Annotated in this window: 15 protein-coding genes; 8 read left to right on the forward strand and 7 right to left on the reverse strand. The window is 52.5% G+C overall.

Annotation, left to right across the window (positions count from 1 at the left end; all coding sequences use genetic code 11):
- The first annotated feature begins 67 nt into the window (after nt 1–67).
- Together metG and PGR10_RS08110 are read left to right on the forward strand one after the other, a co-directional pair.
- The gene (metG, locus tag PGR10_RS08105; RefSeq protein ID WP_045377042.1) at nt 68–2,101 is read left to right on the forward strand and encodes a methionine--tRNA ligase; all 2,034 of its coding nucleotides are present in this window, start codon (nt 68–70) and stop codon (nt 2,099–2,101) included.
- Between the two features lie 139 nt (nt 2,102–2,240).
- A complete protein-coding gene (locus tag PGR10_RS08110; protein WP_430923318.1) occupies nt 2,241–2,705 on the forward strand; it encodes a YehR family lipoprotein in 465 nt (154 codons plus the stop codon).
- 51 nt (nt 2,706–2,756) lie between these two features.
- On the opposite strand, the gene PGR10_RS08115 is transcribed toward PGR10_RS08110, so the two are convergent.
- Genes PGR10_RS08115 through PGR10_RS08125 form a run of 3 tightly spaced genes read right to left on the reverse strand, consistent with a single transcriptional unit; the run spans nt 2,757 to nt 5,679 of the window.
- Nucleotides 2,757–3,224, reverse strand: coding sequence for a DUF1456 family protein (locus PGR10_RS08115; protein ID WP_015706088.1), 468 nt, complete (start codon nt 3,222–3,224; stop codon nt 2,757–2,759).
- Nucleotides 3,225–3,277: 53 nt separating this feature from the next.
- Nucleotides 3,278–3,997 carry a two-component system response regulator BtsR gene (gene btsR / locus PGR10_RS08120; protein WP_087860183.1) on the reverse strand — a complete coding sequence of 240 codons (720 nt, stop codon included), beginning with the start codon at nt 3,995–3,997 and terminating at the stop codon, nt 3,278–3,280.
- Entirely contained in the window at nt 3,991–5,679 is a 1,689-nt protein-coding gene (locus PGR10_RS08125; protein ID WP_430923319.1) for a LytS/YhcK type 5TM receptor domain-containing protein, read from the reverse strand. Before PGR10_RS08125 ends, btsR begins: the two co-directional genes overlap by 7 nt.
- A gap of 200 nt (nt 5,680–5,879) precedes the next feature.
- Between PGR10_RS08125 and PGR10_RS08130 the strand changes: the two genes are divergently transcribed.
- Nucleotides 5,880–6,611 carry a MerR family transcriptional regulator gene (locus PGR10_RS08130; RefSeq protein WP_113374376.1) on the forward strand — a complete coding sequence of 244 codons (732 nt, stop codon included), beginning with the start codon at nt 5,880–5,882 and terminating at the stop codon, nt 6,609–6,611.
- 59 nt (nt 6,612–6,670) lie between these two features.
- Nucleotides 6,671–6,784: a protein YohO gene (locus PGR10_RS08135; protein WP_015365743.1), complete on the forward strand. Its 114-nt coding sequence runs from the start codon at nt 6,671–6,673 to the stop codon at nt 6,782–6,784.
- On the opposite strand, the gene PGR10_RS08140 is transcribed toward PGR10_RS08135, so the two are convergent.
- Genes PGR10_RS08140 through osmF form a run of 4 tightly spaced genes read right to left on the reverse strand, consistent with a single transcriptional unit; the run spans nt 6,759 to nt 10,499 of the window.
- Nucleotides 6,759–7,496 (reverse strand): ABC transporter permease, encoded by a 738-nt coding sequence (locus tag PGR10_RS08140; protein ID WP_087860180.1) that lies wholly within the window; start codon nt 7,494–7,496, stop codon nt 6,759–6,761. The genes PGR10_RS08135 and PGR10_RS08140 overlap by 26 nt on opposite strands.
- Complete coding sequence (locus PGR10_RS08145; protein ID WP_430923320.1) at nt 7,493–8,428, reverse strand: ABC transporter ATP-binding protein; 936 nt, start codon at nt 8,426–8,428, stop codon at nt 7,493–7,495. The genes PGR10_RS08140 and PGR10_RS08145 overlap by 4 nt, the downstream gene beginning before the upstream one ends.
- Nucleotides 8,421–9,578: an ABC transporter permease gene (locus tag PGR10_RS08150; protein WP_430923321.1), complete on the reverse strand. Its 1,158-nt coding sequence runs from the start codon at nt 9,576–9,578 to the stop codon at nt 8,421–8,423. The genes PGR10_RS08145 and PGR10_RS08150 overlap by 8 nt, the downstream gene beginning before the upstream one ends.
- Nucleotides 9,579–9,584: 6 nt before the next feature.
- Nucleotides 9,585–10,499, reverse strand: coding sequence for a glycine betaine ABC transporter substrate-binding protein OsmF (gene osmF / locus PGR10_RS08155; protein WP_213794396.1), 915 nt, complete (start codon nt 10,497–10,499; stop codon nt 9,585–9,587).
- 363 nt (nt 10,500–10,862) lie between these two features.
- Between osmF and PGR10_RS08160 the strand changes: the two genes are divergently transcribed.
- The 4 genes from PGR10_RS08160 (at nt 10,863) to PGR10_RS08175 (ending at nt 15,909) form a co-directional block, all read left to right on the forward strand.
- Nucleotides 10,863–11,666, forward strand: a complete 804-nt coding sequence (locus PGR10_RS08160; protein ID WP_430923322.1) for a winged helix-turn-helix domain-containing protein — start codon at nt 10,863–10,865, stop codon at nt 11,664–11,666.
- A 344-nt stretch (nt 11,667–12,010) separates the two neighbouring features.
- On the forward strand, nt 12,011–12,547 hold the full coding sequence (locus PGR10_RS08165; RefSeq protein WP_213316988.1) for a fimbrial protein: 537 nt from the start codon (nt 12,011–12,013) through the stop codon (nt 12,545–12,547).
- Nucleotides 12,548–12,611: 64 nt separating this feature from the next.
- Nucleotides 12,612–13,373: a fimbria/pilus periplasmic chaperone gene (locus PGR10_RS08170; RefSeq protein ID WP_430923323.1), complete on the forward strand. Its 762-nt coding sequence runs from the start codon at nt 12,612–12,614 to the stop codon at nt 13,371–13,373.
- On the forward strand, nt 13,357–15,909 hold the full coding sequence (locus PGR10_RS08175) for a fimbrial outer membrane usher protein (protein ID WP_213794410.1): 2,553 nt from the start codon (nt 13,357–13,359) through the stop codon (nt 15,907–15,909). The genes PGR10_RS08170 and PGR10_RS08175 overlap by 17 nt, the downstream gene beginning before the upstream one ends.

Here is a 15,909-nt window from a genome sequence, read left to right on the forward strand (position 1 = left end):
TTACCAAATTATTGCCTTTCAGGTAACATCAAAAGCCCTTTTTACAACAGAAGATGTAATGCCCACTATGACTCAAGTCGCGAAAAAAATTCTGGTAACGTGCGCGCTGCCGTACGCCAACGGTTCTATCCACCTCGGCCACATGCTGGAGCACATCCAGGCTGATGTCTGGGTCCGTTACCAGCGAATGCGCGGCCACGAAGTCAACTTCATCTGCGCCGACGACGCCCACGGCACCCCGATTATGCTGAAAGCGCAGCAGCTTGGCATCACCCCGGAGCAGATGATTGGCGAGATGAGTCAGGAGCATCAGACCGATTTTGCCGGTTTCGATATCAGCTACGACAACTACCACTCGACGCACAGCGACGAGAACCGCGAGCTGTCGGAGCTTATCTATACCCGTCTGAAAGAAAACGGCTTTATTAAAAACCGCACCATCTCTCAGCTCTACGACCCGGAAAAAGGTATGTTTCTGCCGGATCGTTTCGTCAAAGGTACCTGTCCGAAGTGTAAATCCCCGGACCAGTACGGCGATAACTGCGAAGTCTGCGGCGCGACCTACAGCCCGACGGAGCTTATCGACCCGAAATCCGTGGTGTCCGGCGCGACGCCGGTAATGCGTGAATCTGAGCACTTCTTCTTCGACCTGCCGTCCTTTAGCGAAATGCTGCAGGCGTGGACCCGCAGCGGCGCGCTGCAGGAGCAGGTGGCGAACAAAATGCAGGAGTGGTTCGAATCCGGTCTGCAACAGTGGGATATTTCCCGTGATGCGCCGTACTTTGGTTTTGAAATTCCGAATGCGCCGGGCAAATACTTCTACGTCTGGCTGGATGCGCCGATCGGTTACATGGGTTCCTTTAAGAATCTGTGCGATAAACGCGGCGACACGACCAGCTTCGATGAATACTGGAAGAAAGATTCCAGCGCCGAGCTGTATCACTTCATCGGTAAAGACATTGTTTACTTCCACAGCCTGTTCTGGCCGGCCATGCTGGAAGGCAGCAACTTCCGTAAGCCGACCAATCTGTTCGTTCACGGCTATGTCACGGTAAACGGCGCCAAGATGTCCAAATCTCGCGGCACCTTTATCAAAGCCAGCACCTGGCTGAACCATTTTGATGCCGACAGTTTGCGCTATTACTACACCGCTAAGCTCTCTTCGCGCATCGATGATATCGACCTGAACCTGGAAGACTTTATCCAGCGCGTTAACGCCGATATCGTTAACAAAGTGGTCAACCTGGCTTCGCGTAACGCCGGCTTTATCAATAAACGCTTTGACGGCATGCTCTCCGCTGAGCTGGCTGACCCGGCGCTGTATAAAACCTTCACCGATGCGGCTGCCGCTATCGGCGAAGCGTGGGAAAGCCGCGAGTTCGGTAAAGCAATCCGCGAAATTATGGCGCTGGCCGATGTCGCTAACCGCTATGTCGACGAGCAGGCGCCGTGGGTGGTGGCAAAACAGGAAGGCCGCGACGCCGACCTGCAGGCAATCTGCACCATGGGGCTGAACATGTTCCGCGTGCTGATGACCTGGCTGAAGCCGGTTCTGCCGGGGCTGAGCGCGCGCGCTGAAGCGTTCCTCAACACCGAGCTGAGCTGGGACGCCATCCAGCAGCCGCTGCTGGCGCACAAGGTTAACGCCTTTAAGGCACTGTACAACCGCATTGAAATGAAACAGGTCGAAGCGCTGGTGGAAGCCTCTAAAGAAGAAGTTAAAGCCGCCGCCGCGCCGGTCACCGGTCCGCTGGCCGATGATCCGATCCAGGAAACTATCTCCTTTGACGATTTCGCCAAAGTGGATATGCGTATCGCGCTGATTGAAAACGCCGAGTTCGTCGACGGTTCCGATAAGCTGCTGCGCCTGACGCTGGATCTTGGTGGCGAGAAGCGTAACGTCTTCTCCGGCATCCGCTCCGCCTACCCGGATCCGCAGGCGCTGATTGGCCGCCTGACGGTGATGGTCGCTAACCTGGCGCCGCGTAAAATGCGCTTCGGCATCTCCGAAGGGATGGTGATGGCCGCCGGCCCCGGCGGGAAAGATATCTTCCTGTTAAGCCCTGACAGCGGCGCGCAGCCGGGTCAGCAGGTTAAATAAACCTCGCAAAAGCGCTGCTCCGGCAGCGCTTTTTTTATTCCCTTCACGCCTTCTGTTGCGACAATGCGTAATCGCCATAATAATCATTACTGTCTGTTCCGCTCTGGACGCGCAATACCACTCAACATAGGGAATCGTGATGAAATTTAACCGCAAGATGGCTGGCGTGCTGGCCGTATCCGTTCTGCTGGCGGCGCTCGCCGGCTGCGATAATAAAAAAGAAGAGAGTAAAACCTTTGCGCTGAATACTAACGGCGTCGAACTCAGCTTTACCTACCACTATGACGGCGACAAAGTACTGCGTCAGGATGCCGACAACACTATTCCCTATAAATCGATCGGCGCCGAAAATAAAGAACAGGCGCGGGCCATTATTGAGCCGATTAGCAGCATGTATCGTAATCTACAGGGCGTAGAACAAACCATCGACTATAAAGATTCCTACGCGCTTGAGCATCTGACCGTGGATTTCAGCAAAGCGAAAATCAGCGAGCTGTGCAAACTGCCGGGCTCAATGTTCACCGACTGCTCACAGCAGTTTGTTTCGCTATCCGTGTCAACTAAGCTGCTGGAATCGCAGGGTTTTAAAGAAGTGAAGAAGTGAAGAAGTAAAGAGAGACAGGGCCCGGGCGCAGGCCCGGGTCACTTCTGGCGCTTAGCCTTTGGCGTGCTCGCGCTCGGTAAGACCGCGCAGGAAATAGCGCAAAAACTGATCGCCGCATTCGCGGTAGTTTTTGTGGTCCGGCGCGCGCATCATGGCGGTAATTTCCGGCATCGACACGCGGAATTTTTGCTGAGTCAGGATCGCCAGAATGTCGTCGGTCTTCAGCGAAAAGGCGATACGCAATTTTTTCAGTACGATATTGTTATTCACCCGGCGCTCAACCGCCAGCGGCGGCGCCGACTCGTCTTTGCCGCGCTTGTCGTAAATCAGACCGTTGAGGAAATTCGACAGTACGACATCCGGGCAGCGCGCAAACCCTTCTTCGTCTTCTTTTTTCAGCCAGGGTACCAGTTGTTCCGCGCTCACCGGCGCATCCGCCAGCGCAAAGATGCGTACCAGACCGTTATTATTCGTTTTCAGGGTGTAGCGCAGGCTACGTAAAATATCGTTACTGATCATAATGCCTTCATGATGAAAAATGCTGGCGCTAAGTCTACCATGATTCCGCGTTTTTACAGACCAATCGCCTCTTTCAGGCTTTTCAGATAGCGGCGGCTGACCGGCACCGTTTGTCCGGCGCGCATTAACAATTCCGCCTGCCCATTCTCCTCAAGGCGGATCTCCTTCAAATGCGCCATGTTAACGAGATATTGACGGTGGCAGCGCAACAGCGGCGTACGGCTTTCCAGCGTACGCAAAGTCAGTTCGGTAAAGCCTTCTTTACCTTCACTATCGGTGACGTAAATCCCGCTCATTCGGCTGCTCACAAAAGCCACATCCTCCATTTGCAGTAGCCAGATGCGGCTGTGGCCGGTACAGGGAATATACTTCAGCGCCTGCTGGGCATCATCCAATAGTGATACATCCTGCAGGCTGCGCTCGTGGCGCAGGCGACTCAGGGTTTTCTCCAGCCGGGCGTTTTCGATAGGCTTGAGCAGATAATCGAAGGCGTGCTCTTCAAAGGCCTTCACCGCATACTCATCGAAGGCCGTTAAAAAGACGATATAGGGGCGATGTTCTGGATCGAGCATGCCAACCATCTCCAGCCCACTGATACGCGGCATTTGAATATCCAGAAACAGCACGTCCGGGCGCAGCTTATGCACTGCGCCAATCGCCTCGACGGCGTTGCCGCATTCGCCGACGATATCAATATCGCTTTGCGCCTCCAGCAGGATGCGCAGATTTTCCCGCGCCAGCGGCTCATCATCGACGATTAAAACTTTTAGCATGCATTCTCCTCCACAGGCAGTCGCAGCGTGATGCGGGTATATTGTTCCGCTTCGCAAGCGACGCTAATTCCGCAGTCGGCGCCGAAGCGCGTGCGCAGTCGTCTGTCCACCAGACTCATCCCAAGCCCGCTGGCATTAGGGTTATCCCGATACAGCCCGGCATTGTCTTCCACGTCCAGCTGTAGCCAACGCTCATGCTGACTGGCGCGAATGGTAATTTCGCCTACGCCAAGATGCTGAGAAGTGCCGTGCTTGATTGCGTTTTCAACTATCGGCTGTAACGTAAATGCCGGTAGTTGCAGGTGCTCAAGCGACGCAGGCACCTGCATGCGTATCTGCAAATTATCCTGGAATCGCGCCTTCTCAATTTGCAGATAGGCATTCACATGTTCAATTTCGTCCGCCAGGGTGACGATCTCCGTTGGTCGCTTCAGATTTTTGCGAAAGAAGGTCGATAGATACTGCACCAGCTGTCCGGCCTGATCGCTATCGCGGCGGATCACCGCCTTAAGGGTGTTAAGGGCGTTAAACAGAAAGTGCGGGTTGACCTGGGCGTGTAGCAACTTAATTTCCGACTGGGTCAGCAACGCTTTCTGCCGTTCATACTGGCCAGCGAGGATCTGCGCCGACAGCAGTTGCGCTATCCCCTCCCCCAACGTGCGGTTAATCGAGCTGAACAGGCGGTTTTTCGCTTCATACAGCTTGATGGTGCCAATGACCCGTTGATTCTCACCGCGCAGCGGAATGACCAGCGTCGAGCCCAGTTTACAGCCAGGATGAATTGAGCAGCGGTATGGCACCTCGTTGCCGTCGGCATAAACCACTTCGCCGGTATCAATCGCCTTTTGTGTATAGGAAGAGGAGATAGGTTTACCTGGTAGATGATGATCGTCGCCGATACCGGTAAACGCCAGCAGCCTGTCACGGTCGGTAATCGCCACGGCGCCGATATCAAGTTCCTGAATCAGCACCTGAGCGACCTTCATACTGTTCTCTTCGTTGAATCCCTGGCGCAGGATCCCCTCGGTGGAGGCAGCCACCTTTAGCGCGGTGGCGGAAAAAGCCGAAGTGTATTTCTCAAACATCGCCCGTTTATCCAGCAGGATACGCATAAACAGCGCGGCGCCGACGGTATTGGTAACCATCATTGGCGCGGCAATACTCTGCACCAGGTGCAGCGCATCCTGGAATGGCCGCGCAATCAGCAGGATTATCAGCATCTGTACCAGTTCAGCGAAAAAGGTTATCGCCCCGGCGGTGAGCGGGCTGAAAACTTTATCCGGACGTCCGCGTTTAATCAGAATGCTGTGCACCATGCCACCGAGCAGCCCTTCAACAATGGTCGACACCATACAGCTTAGCGCCGTCATTCCGCCCAGCGAATAGCGATGCAGGCCTCCGGTCAACCCCACCAGACCGCCGACCACCGGGCCGCCGAGCAGGCCGCCCATCACTGCGCCAATAGCGCGTGTATTAGCAATAGAGTCTTCGATATGCAGACCGAAATAGGTCCCCATAATGCAAAAAATCGAGAAGGTGACATAGCACAGCAACTTATGCGGCAGACGCACGGTGACCTGCATCAGGGGGATGAACAGCCGCGTTTTACTCATCAGCCAGGCGATGACCAGAAACACGCACATCTGCTGGAGCAGCAGCAATACCAGATCGAACTCGTACATACCCGCCAACCACACAACCTTTGAAAGCGCGTAACATACACTGACCGCTTATAACTTTCTTTGAAGCGATACAAGAAAATGATAAATCATGGTGACGATCACACTTCTCACCGTCTCGCCGTCGCCGTAAAGTGCAAAAAATGAACAATTGATAAACCCCTTCTACAGTTAAATGAGGAGAAACACGGCGGGAGGAGAAAATGGCGCTGTATACGATAGGCGAAGTGGCTCAGCTTTGTGATATCAACCCCGTGACGCTGCGAGCCTGGCAGCGACGTTATGAACTTATCAAGCCGCAACGCACCGATGGCGGCCATCGTTTATTCAATGACAGTGAAATCGATCGCATCCGCGAAATTAAGCGCTGGATTGATGCCGGCGTTCAGGTCGGTAAGGTAAAAAATCTGCTGCCCGATCGCGAAGCGGATGTCGAAGACGGCTGGCGCGAACAGCAGGAAATTTTGCTCGGTTTTCTGCAGGAAGGTCATTACCAACGGGTGCGGCTATGGCTCAAAGAGCGCAGCCACAGCTATAGCGCACAGATGCTGGTGCATCATCTGCTTAATCCGCTTCGTCACCGCCTGCTAAGCCCTCAGCCGACTTTACTGGCGCTGCGTAGCCTGCTCGATGGTATCTTAATCAACCACATCGCCCAATGTCTCGCCCACGCCTGGAAGCGCCCCGGTCATCACGCGGTGGTGGTGGGTTGGAATACCGATGACACCACTCAATTGTGGCTGGAAGGGTGGATCGCCTGCGAGCAGGGCTGGCGGGTGGATATTGTCGCGCATTCGCTTAATCAGATCCGCCCGCAGCTATTTCCCGACAGTACCCTGCTGGTGTGGTGCCCCGCGCCGCCGGGTAGCCCGCAGGCAGCGCAGCTCCGCGAATGGGAACAGCGGGAAAATCTGATCTGGCTAAATAGCAATTAATGTTTCATTAACACCTGCGCTTCACCGTATAATCCCACCGTTAACAAAAGGAGCCTATCATGAAGCCTGCGAAAATCGCGGTCATTACCCTCTTCTTATGCATGGCCATTGGCGGGATCGGCGGCGTCATGCTGGCGGGTTACTCGTTTATTGTTCGCGGTGGTGTCGGCTGATCCACTGGTTCAGCCGTTCAAAAAAGCGGTCGATAATGATCGCGGCGAGCGCCACCAGCAGCGCCCCCTGCAGCACATAAGCGGTATTAAAACCGCTGAGGCCGATAATTATCGGCGTGCCAAGCGTGTTGGCGCCCACCGTTGAGGCAATGGTTGCCGTACCAATATTGACGATGGTCGAGGTGCGTATCCCGGCCAGCATTACCGGCGCCGCCAGCGGCAGCTCCACCTTACACAACCGCTGCCAACCGCTCATCCCCATCCCCTCGGCAATATTCAATACCCCAGGCGATATCGAACTTAATCCAGCCAGCGTTCCCTGCAGCACGGGCAATATTCCGTATAGCGCCAGCGCAATAAGCGCTGGCTGCCAGCCGAACCCCATCACCGGAACCGCGATCGCCAGTACCGCTACCGGCGGAAATGTCTGTCCCATGGCGGCGATGGTTTCCACCAGTGGGCGAAACTCTCGTCCGGCGGGTCGGGTGACGAGAACCCCCGCCCCCACGCCGATAACCGTCGCGGCAATACTGGAGAGCGCCACCAGCCAAAAGTGGGCCAGCGTCAGCGCCAGAAAACTCTCCTGCTGATACACCGGGCGCGGCAGCTCCGGAAACAGCCAGCTAAACAGCGGCGCGCTGTGGGGCAATGCCAGCAGCAGCGCGATAAACAGCGCCACCAGCCACAGCAGCGGATCGCGAAGCGCCTTCACGTCGTGCCCCTATCGTGTAGCAGGTCTGCAAAGTGCAACGTACCACACGCTTCGCCCTGTTCATCGACCACCGGCAAAACGTCGCGGCGGTGGGCCACAAATTGCGACAGCGCCTCGCGCAACGTCATCGAGACGTTCAGCGCATCGCCCGTCAGCCGTTCATCCCGGCGCAGGTAATCCCCAACGCCGCGTAGCGAGAGCAACCGAACGCCCAGTTCGCTACGGCCAAAAAAGGTTTCAACAAAAGCGTTTTTCGGCTGCAGCAGCATTTGTAACGGCTCCCCCTGCTGCACCACTTCGCCGCCGTCCATCAGCACCAGATGATCCGCCAGGCGTAGCGCTTCGTCGATATCATGGGTGACGAGCACGATCGTGCGCCCAAACAGACGATGAATGCGCAGCATCTCCTGCTGCAACGCTTCGCGGGTGACCGGATCCAGCGCGCCAAATGGCTCATCCATTAACAGCACCTCCGGGTTGGCCGCCAGCGCCCGCGCCACGCCAACGCGCTGCTGCTGGCCGCCGGAAAGCTGATGCGGGTAGCGATCGCGCAGCAGAAGTTCCAGGCCAAGTAACGCCATGAGTTCATCAATCCGCTCGTTAATTTTTCCGCGCGGCCACTTTTGCAGCTGCGGCACGGTGGCGATATTCTGCGCCACCGTCCAGTGTGGAAACAGGCCGATAGACTGAATGGCGTACCCCATACGGCGACGTAGCGTCAGCAGCGGCTGTCGGCGGATATCCTCGCCGGCGAAGCGTATCACTCCGCTATCCTGTTCCACGAGTTGATTAATCATCTTCAGAGTGGTCGATTTTCCGGAGCCGGACGTCCCTATCAACACCGAAAACGCCCCCTCGCGCAGATGCAGGTTGAGATCCTTTACCGCCGGCTGCCCGGCAAAGGCTTTATTCACCCCGTCGAACTCAATCATGCGCCTCTCCTTTTAGCAACGCGCCCCATAGCGCAAACACGGCGTCCACTACCACCGCCAGCGCAATCGTCGGAATGACCCCCAGCAGCACCAAATCCAGCGCGCTGCTGAGGAGCCCCTGAAACACCAAAGCGCCGAAGCCGCCCGCGCCTATCAGCGCCGCCACCACCGCCATACCGACGGTCTGCACGCTGACCACCCGCAAGCTGCGCAGCAGAATCGGTAGCGCCAACGGCATTTGGACCTGGCGGAAACGCTGTCCGCCGCTCATTCCCATCGCGGTCGCGCTTTCCAGCGCCTCGCGCGGTACCTGTTGCAGCCCGGTCACCACCCCACGCACCAGCGGCAATAGCGCGTACAGCACCAGCGCGATCAGCGCCGGCGCCAGACCGGTTCCGGAAATGCCAATATCCCCCAGCCACGGAAAATGGCGCGTCAACCCGGCCAACGGCGCAATCAACAAACCGAATAGCGCCACCGAGGGAATAGTTTGAATCACATTAAGGAAGGTGAATACCGGCGCCTGCCAACTGGGGCGTCGCCAGAGGACAAAGCCTATCGATAAACCCAATAACAATCCGGGCAGCAACGTCCCGAACAATAGCCATAGATGCTGACGCAGCGCGTCATTAAAGACATCCTCGCGGTTAGCATATTCTTTCAGCAAAGAGAGTTGGTCGAGCGACCCATGCCACAGCAGCAGGCACGGTAGCAGCCAAAGCTGCGCATTCAGCAACCAACGCCACAGCGCTCGCGGCGTCAAACGGCGAATAATATCGCTGGCAATCAGCAGGCATAGCGCGAGAGCAAGCCATAATCCGCTACCGGGAGAAGTACGCGCCAGCGGGGAGCCCTGTTGCACCAGCTGTAGCGCGATTTCTCCGGCGCCCCACATTAGTAAAGGCAGGAGTAAATCGGCAATAAGCAGACTACCGAGCAACGCCAGACGACCGGGGAGCCAACACATTAGCAATAACAGCAGCCCCCCCGCCAGCTGCGCCGCCGCCAGCCACGGCATCTGCGTCCAAAGCCAACGCGCTTCCCCGGAGAGCAGACGGTTAGGGGCATAAGTGACAAACGGCAGCGCCGCCACGGCCAACAGCAGTAGCGTGAGCAGCAGCGCCACGCGGTTATAACAACGAATAGTCACCAGTCCTTACTTCAGCAGCCCTTTTTGTTGCAGGTAATCGGCGGCCACGCTCTTCGCGTCACGCCCTTCAACGGCAATGCTGGCGTTTAATTTCTGCAATGTTTTTTCATCGAGGCTGGCGAACACCGGCTCCAGCCACTGCGCCATCTGCGGATACGCCTTCAGCACCGCGTCGCGCACAACCGGCGCCGGCGCGTAAATGGGCTGCACGCCTTTTGGATCGCTCAGGGTTTGTAACCCCAGCGCCGCCACCGGCCCATCGGTACCATAGGCCATCGCCGCGTTAACGCCGGAGGTTTGCTGTGCCGCCGCTTTGATCGTCACTGCGGTATCGCCGCCCGCCAGCGACAACAGCTGATTCTGATTAAGCTTAAATCCGTAAGCTTTTTCAAATGCCGGCAGGGCATCGGCGCGCTCAATAAACTCCGCGGAAGCCGCCAGTTTAAAATCGCCGCCCTTCTGCAGATAGGCGCTAAGATCGGCCAAAGAAGTAAGATGATTTTGCTCTGCCACCTCCTGTCGCACCGCGATAGTCCAGGTATTATTGGCGGGAGCCGGGGTCAGCCAGATCAGCTTGTTTTTTTCCGCGTCCAGCTTTTTAACTTTTTCATAGCCCTGTTTGGCGTTTTTCCACGCCGGATCATTTTCATCTTTAAAGAAGAAAGCCCCGTTGCCGGTGTATTCCGGATAGATATCCAGTTCGCCGGCAGTAATGGCCCCGCGAACTACCGGCGTGGTGCCAAGCTGAACTTTGTTGATCGTTTTCACACCGTGGCTTTCCAGCACCTGCAAAATGATATTGCCGAGCAGCGCCCCTTCTGTATCAATTTTCGAGCCCACCTTCACCGGTTCTGCCGCCAGTGAAGAGCAGCTGATGAGTACCAAGCCTGATACGATTGTCTTAATCTTTATTTTGCTCATCAATTTTCACCACTCCTCATATCTCAGTACTAAAGCTTAGGCGCTAAGCTAAAATTCATCAAAGAAAAGTAGCAAAACAATAAAATCATGAACCTTAAAAAACATTAAAAGAAAATCGTCACTTTACTTCATGCATTAAATGCCGAATATCGAACATTAAATATTGCATCCCTCGTCCAAAATCACGATACTTCAACAATTAAGATTTAACGAAAGATTTCCCTCTAGATAGAGCATGAATCAATGAATTAGAAAATAATAATTCAAATAACGAATTCATGATCACCCCACACCCATTTTAAATGGATAAGTAATGCTTAACTCATGCAGGTGAAACAATTTCCATCAGAACGGATTTATCTAATGAAATTTTTACTGAATGAACATATCGTTTTCGATTTCGACACCAGCACAATATTCACCGAAGAATCTCCTGACGATCCAATACAAATTTCGAACCCTGCCAAGAGACTTCTTTATTTATTACTCTCCCATTCCGGGGAGGTTGTTTGCCGGGAAGTATTATTCAAAAAAGTTTGGGATGACTTTGGTATGGTTTCCAGCAATAACAATCTTAATCAATGTATTAGTAAATTACGCCGAATACTACGCCATTTTAATCAGAACGAAGAAATTATTATTACCGTCCCGAAAGTGGGATTTATGCTAAACAAGCAAATTGTTGTTGAAGAACTTGTTGAACATACCCCTCCGATTGCCAATACATCAGCAATCATATCCGATTGTCCAACAGTAAAACTATCACAGTATCATAGGCAACATTTTGCGCCGGGGTTGTGGACATGTATCTTCGCCGCATGTTGTGTATCCATATCGCTAATATTATTAATCACATTTCTATTTTTCAATAGCTCACATCACCAGGATGAATTATTAATAGGTTCAGCAAGAACCTGCGCAGTACGGATTGCAGAAAATGCAGCCGATCTGGCGACACTATCTAGTTTTAAAAAAGATGTCCTTCAGAGCCTGCAACAACTTAATTTACACTGTAACCATGATCAATATATTCTGCTGGTTCGTAATGAATCTCTCACGTCCAGAACGTTGGGGGTATCGCGTTACTCCCCTCTTTTGTGCGAAAAAATAATATCAAACGAATCAGATATTTGCCTAAAAATACAAATATCAACCATTCTCAAGTAGCGCAACAATATCGCAAACAGAATAGCCAAACGCTCAACTCGTTAGATGGTCACATAAATATTCACCTACTAAATTAATCAATAAAAATTAATAAATAAATAAAATCAGAAAATGAAAATTAACCATCAAAATAAAAATATAAATAATAAGAAAGTGATATTTAATATTTACAATAAATTCATTCGACAATATTATTCAATCTACATGAATACCTGCCGCGAGAAACATGAAGGAAAGATCGCAAACATCAACCTTTATCTAGCTCCAGCTCTAGCAATTATTATGAGTCAGGCATCATGCAACAAGGGAATTATATACATTATTTTAATATAGGATAGATTTATATGTTTAAGAAAAATATTTTAGCAATCCTGACAGGTTCTTTGCTGCTTTCCGCAAACGCGATGGCAGCTTCAGATAATACCATTAGTTTCCAGGGCGAAGTGAGTGACGAAACCTGTTCCGTCGCTATCAATGGCAATCAAACTTCACCCGTTGTACTACTGCCTACCGTTAGCAGCACTGAACTGGCCGCCAGTGGCGATACCGCAGGCCAGGCGACTTTTGATATTGGCCTGACTGGCTGTACTGGCAACACCGCTGCAGAGACAAAAATCTCCACCGTATTCGTCGGCAACCAGGTCACCACTAACGGCAACCTTGGTAACACCGGAACCGCAGCAAATGTCGAAGTACAAATTCTGGATACCGCCGGTAAGGCAATTAACCTGACTGACAGCTTCAAAGGGGATGGTGACCTGACGCTGGCAGCAGGCGAAACCGAAGCCAGCGCAACGTATACCGCACAGTACTACGCCAACGGCAAGGCAGCTGCAGGTACTGTAGAAGCCACCATGCAGTACGCCGTGTCTTACCAGTAATCGTTTATATGTGGCCTACTGCGTTTATGTAGGCCACATTTTTAGCCTTCATGGAGCCGTTGAAATGGTAAAGGACTTTATCCGTTATGGCATTCGATATCTCACTGGCGTGGCGCTTATATTACTGCCACTGACTTTTTCATGGGCCAGCGTGACGCTATTAGGTAGCCGTATAATTTATCCTTCAGATGTCACATCCGTGGACGTCCAGTTAAAAAACAACGATACGTTCCCTTATGTTGTACAAACATGGTTTGATAATGGCGATATCGACGCCGACCCACAGGCTGTCGGCACTGTCCCTTTCCTGGCAACGCCGCCCGTTTTTCGTATTCAAGCGAAATCTGGCCAGGTTGTCCGTGTTGTATACAGTAAGACCAAAGCATTACCGCTGGATCGCGAATCGGTTTTTTGGTTTAACGCCCTACAGGTTCCGCCAGCTAACGTTAACGGCGATAAAAAGCAAAATAAAATGCTGGTGATGCTGCGTACGCGTATCAAATTATTTTATCGCCCAGCCAAATTAGGCGCACCAGGAAATCTGGTTAAAAAGCTACAAATAAAAACGGTTTTCGACGCAAATAAAGGCACTAGTATTAACGTTATTAATCCACACCCCTGGTACGCCTCTATTAGCAATCTAACGGCGAGCGCCAGCGGCAAAACGTATACACTGAAAACCGATATGGTTGCCCCATTCAGTAACCAAATATTTTGGCTGCCGGAAAATAATAATGCCAAACGGACTACTGGTAGCGTAAATGTCACCCTGGTTAACGATCAGGGCGCAAGGATTAGCGAGCGATATAATGTTACTTATCCCTGAACTCCCCCCGCAAAAACTTGCAGTGCTAGTCGGCTTACTTTGCATTAATCCTGCTTTAGCCGAAGATTTCTATTTTGATCCTAACTTATTCCAGGGTTCGTCCTATGGTCAAAATATAGAGAAATTTAACCAACCGCACACCGCCTCTGGCCTTTATGTGGTGGACATTTTCGTCAATAATACACTAGTGAAATCTGGCGTACCGATTCAGTTCAAAGCCTTAGAGAATGAAAAGGATACTGAACCCTGCCTGCCGCTGGCAATCATGAAAACCGCGCAAGTAAAATCATTACCCGAAAAAGATGATGCATCATGCCGCTCCCTAACTCAGTGGGTGCCGCAGGCTAAGTGGGATTTTGAAGCAGCGATACTTCGTTTATCGCTGACTATTCCAATGACCGAACTCAATCGTGTTCCGCGCGGGTATATCCCACCAACGGAATGGGATAGCGGCGCCCTGGCGCTTTTTTTTCGCCACAATAGTAGCTATACCGTCACCGAGAATACCGACAATAACTCTCGCTATCAGTATTTATGGAGCGGGATTAATGCTGGAACCAATCTTGGATTATGGCAAGTGCGCCATCAGGGAAATATGCGTTATGCCGATAGCGACGAAAGTGGAAACGAATATCACTACGATAGCGTTCGTACCTGGGTGCAGCGGCCTATCCAGCAAATCAATAGCGTCATCAGCGTGGGTGACAATTATACCGACTCAAGTCTATTTGGCAGTATTTCCTTTAACGGTGTCAAACTTGCCACTGATGAACGAATGTGGCCTCAGGGAAAACGCGGTTACGCGCCAGAAGTTCGTGGTGTAGCGGCAAGCAGCGCCCGGGTAGTGGTGAAACAGCTGGGTAAAACTATCTACGAAACCAATGTTCCGCCAGGGCCGTTTATCATTGACGATCTGTATAACACCCGTAATCAGGGGGATTTACAAGTCGAAGTGATTGAAGCCAGTGGTAAAACGTCTTCTTTCACCGTTCCCTATTCCGCGGTGCCTGATTCCGTTCGTCCAGGCAATTGGCATTATTCGCTCGCCTTAGGGCGCGTACGCCAATATTACAGCGTTGATAATGACTTTTTCGAGGGAACGCTGCAGCACGGGATCAATAACAATGTCACTATTAATCTCGGTTCCAGAATCGCCGAGGACTACCAGGCCTGGCTGGCTGGTGGAGTCTGGGCCACCTGGCTTGGCGCATTCGGCGTAAATGCCACCTGGTCTAATGCTGTCGTGGAAGATAATAATCGCCATCAGGGCTGGCGCGCGGAATTGAGCTATAGCAAAACCTTCGAAACCGGCACCAATCTGGTACTGGCGGCATACCGATATTCAACAGATGGATTCCGCGATCTCCAGGATGTTTTGGGTGTTCGACGCCAGCAAGAAACAGGGACTGATTATTATTCGGATACCTTACAACAGCGTAATCGCCTCTCCGCTACCATTAGTCAGCCGTTAGCAGGCTTCGGTACCTTAAATTTAAGCGCCAGTACGGCGGATTATTATAGTAATCAGTCACGACTCACCGAACTACAGCTTGGTTACAGCAACCAGTGGAAACAAATAAGCTACGGCATCAACGTCGCCCGCCAGCGCAGCACCTGGGATTACGGCCATTACTATTACGGCGTTGACGACGAATCAGACAGCAGTACGCAGGAGAAATATACTGAAACCACCGTTTCGTTTAATGTTTCCATTCCATTGGATTGGGGCGAAAACCGCACTTCGATGGCCATGAACTATAACCAGACGCACGAAAGCCGCTCATCAACCATATCGATGACCGGCACCAGCGGCGATAACAGTAATTTGTCATGGTCGGTGTATGGCGGCTATGAACGCTACCGCAATGGCGATAGCGGGTCATCATCAACCTTTGGCGGCAATGCCCAGCAAAATACGCGAATTGGCGCCCTACGGGCCAGCTACGATCAGGGCAATAACTATCGCCAGAGCGCGATTGGCGCGTCCGGAACAATTGTTGTGCACCCTGGGGGAATAACCGCAGGGCCATACGCCAGCGATACCTTCGCCCTAATTCACGCTGATGGCGCAGAGGGAGCTGAGGTACAAAACGGCCAGGGCGCAGTTATTGATCGTTTTGGTTATGCCATCTTACCGTCGCTTTCTCCTTACCGCGCCAACACCGTCGCTCTGAATACACAAAAAATGAACAGCAACGCTGAATTAACCGGCGGTAGCCAACGCGTCGTACCCTATGCTGGCGCCATTGCACGCGTTAATTTTGCCACCCTTTCCGGAAAAGCCGTGCTGATCAACGTAAAAACCCGCGATGGCCATCTGCCGCCGATGGGCGCCGACGTGATAAACGGTGAAGGAGCGGTAATTGGGATGGTCGGCCAGGGCGGGCAGATTTACGCCCGTATCGCCACGGCCTCGGGCTCGCTATTGGTGCGCTGGGGAGATAACAACGCCCTCTCCTGTCGGGTGAGCTACCAAATCGATTTAAAAACCAATGACGATCTTCAGTATCTGGATAAGATCTGTGAAAAGGATTAA

This window comes from Klebsiella sp. 141198, assembly GCF_050600785.1.
In the GTDB taxonomy this organism is placed as follows: domain Bacteria; phylum Pseudomonadota; class Gammaproteobacteria; order Enterobacterales; family Enterobacteriaceae; genus Klebsiella; species Klebsiella aerogenes.

Bases quoted from the DNA above. Each gene is read 5' to 3' on its own strand.
- metG (WP_045377042.1), top strand. From the start codon at position 68: ATGACTCAAGTCGCGAAAAAAATTCTGGTAACGTGCGCGCTGCCGTAC.
- PGR10_RS08110 (WP_430923318.1), top strand. From the start codon at position 2,241: ATGAAATTTAACCGCAAGATGGCTGGCGTGCTGGCCGTATCCGTTCTG.
- PGR10_RS08115 (WP_015706088.1), bottom strand. From the start codon at position 3,224: ATGATCAGTAACGATATTTTACGTAGCCTGCGCTACACCCTGAAAACG.
- btsR (WP_087860183.1), bottom strand. From the start codon at position 3,997: ATGCTAAAAGTTTTAATCGTCGATGATGAGCCGCTGGCGCGGGAAAAT.
- PGR10_RS08125 (WP_430923319.1), bottom strand. From the start codon at position 5,679: ATGTACGAGTTCGATCTGGTATTGCTGCTGCTCCAGCAGATGTGCGTG.
- PGR10_RS08130 (WP_113374376.1), top strand. From the start codon at position 5,880: ATGGCGCTGTATACGATAGGCGAAGTGGCTCAGCTTTGTGATATCAAC.
- PGR10_RS08135 (WP_015365743.1), top strand. From the start codon at position 6,671: ATGAAGCCTGCGAAAATCGCGGTCATTACCCTCTTCTTATGCATGGCC.
- PGR10_RS08145 (WP_430923320.1), bottom strand. From the start codon at position 8,428: ATGATTGAGTTCGACGGGGTGAATAAAGCCTTTGCCGGGCAGCCGGCG.
- osmF (WP_213794396.1), bottom strand. From the start codon at position 10,499: ATGAGCAAAATAAAGATTAAGACAATCGTATCAGGCTTGGTACTCATC.
- PGR10_RS08160 (WP_430923322.1), top strand. From the start codon at position 10,863: ATGAAATTTTTACTGAATGAACATATCGTTTTCGATTTCGACACCAGC.
- PGR10_RS08165 (WP_213316988.1), top strand. From the start codon at position 12,011: ATGTTTAAGAAAAATATTTTAGCAATCCTGACAGGTTCTTTGCTGCTT.
- PGR10_RS08170 (WP_430923323.1), top strand. From the start codon at position 12,612: ATGGTAAAGGACTTTATCCGTTATGGCATTCGATATCTCACTGGCGTG.
- PGR10_RS08175 (WP_213794410.1), top strand. From the start codon at position 13,357: ATGTTACTTATCCCTGAACTCCCCCCGCAAAAACTTGCAGTGCTAGTC.